This is a genomic window from Planococcus donghaensis MPA1U2, from assembly GCF_000189395.1.
GTDB lineage: Bacteria > Bacillota > Bacilli > Bacillales_A > Planococcaceae > Planococcus > Planococcus donghaensis_B.
In genome coordinates, this window is the sequence record NZ_AEPB01000048.1 from 1 (window position 1) to 1,554 (window position 1,554).

The following is a 1,554-nucleotide window of genomic DNA, read 5'->3' on the forward strand; positions in this document are numbered from 1 at the left end:
CCACCTCACCACCGCGCGTATTTCTCCAGAACCGCGCACAACACACGCCCAACCGCGCATATCACTCAAAAAACACAACCAATACCCAAAAATTCCGACAACAAGGGGTGACCCGCTCGCTCGACTTCGGTACAATAAGAACAGAAGCACCGATCCAAGGAGGGTTCCCGATGTCGACATTACAAGAGATTGCCCAATCAGACGATTACGGGCAATTTGAGTTGAAAGAAGTTTACCAAGCTGCACAATTATTGCTGCAGGAGTTTCAAAAAACACGTACTGCGCCGGAAAAACTAGTAGAAATCATTGAACACTTAAAAAAACGTCTCGAAGGTCAAGCGGCTTACCCGCTCGCGATTTTACTTGAGAGCAGCAAGCTCGGCGTCGAGCACCAGTTGCAAAAAGACTGGAACAGCCCGATGAAACAACGCCAGCTGTTTCTATTTGAAAGCTTATATGCACAGTTCCGCGGCAAAGTGCCGCCTACTATATGGAACCAAATTTGCTTGAACTATGCGGAAGCTTTGATTTACGTAGGTCGCTCACTTGATGGCCTTAACGTTTTAGAGCAAATGACAGAAGCGGAAAATGATCCCTCGTACGAACGTTTAGACGCTGAACGTGGATGGGGATTATTGTTTTATTCAACATTCTTGCGCGATAAAGATGCAAAAGGTGAGGCACTTCATTTGTCGCGTGATTTGTTGCGTGACGGGATTGAAAAAATCACCAACGCCAATGGACGCGCGTTGTATGCAGACCGCTTGAAGCTGGCTGTTAAAATGCTTGAGGACATTGGCCCGATCGATTTGACTGGCAGCTACAAACCGAACTTTTTCGAAGGCCGCGAGCGCGATTACCGCGACTGGTGCGCGAAGCATCGCTTGTTGCTTAATGACAACAACGAAGTTGATCCTGATGGCACGATGAAAATTGATACGCTTAACTACCGCCATGTAGGGGACGATAAAGAGCATGGGCGATACCTTGAAACATTTATGGATAGCATCGTTTCTGAGTTTACGGGACTGCGTTGGAATCTTTTCGAAGCACTTGAGCAAGAGCCGAGCGCTGAGCGCAATGAACAACTTAAGACCGTTTACCGACAGTCGTATACTTTGTTCTCAAAAATTGCGCAGTTTGTTAGCCAATACTACAAACTCGAAATGACCAATCCACGTGCCGGCTTACAGCGTATGTGGTTTGAAGAAGAAGATCCGAAAAAACCGCTCAAGCCGTTTATTAAAGACAGCAAAAACGGCGCATTAAAAGCATTGTTTTGGCTATCCAAAGAACTCTTTGGCTATGAGCAATCTGCAGTTCAAAATGTTGCGACGGTTCGTTCACTCTTGATACGCGATCAACTCGAACGTAGCTTTGTTCAAGTGATTACGAAAAAAGAAGAAATCGCTGAAACTGGTGAACTGCGTAAGCATCAAATGACGCAAATTGAACTTGAACGTTTGTCACAGACGACTTTATTTAAGGCGCGTAATGCGTTGATGTATGTAGGATTTGCGATTGGGTTGGAGAAAAAATAAATACAAAAAAGGC

1 protein-coding gene is annotated in these 1,554 nt (G+C 45.4%); it reads left to right on the forward strand.

The genetic code is table 11. The features are described 5' to 3' along the window. The first annotated feature begins 170 nt into the window (after positions 1-170). Entirely contained in the window at positions 171-1,541 is a 1,371-nt protein-coding gene (locus GPDM_RS13495; RefSeq protein WP_008432205.1) for an LA2681 family HEPN domain-containing protein, read from the forward strand. The last annotated feature ends 13 nt before the right edge of the window (positions 1,542-1,554 follow it).

Coding starts and splice junctions, on each gene's coding strand:
- GPDM_RS13495 (WP_008432205.1), top strand. CDS start 171: ATGTCGACATTACAAGAGATTGCCCAATCAGACGATTACGGGCAATTT.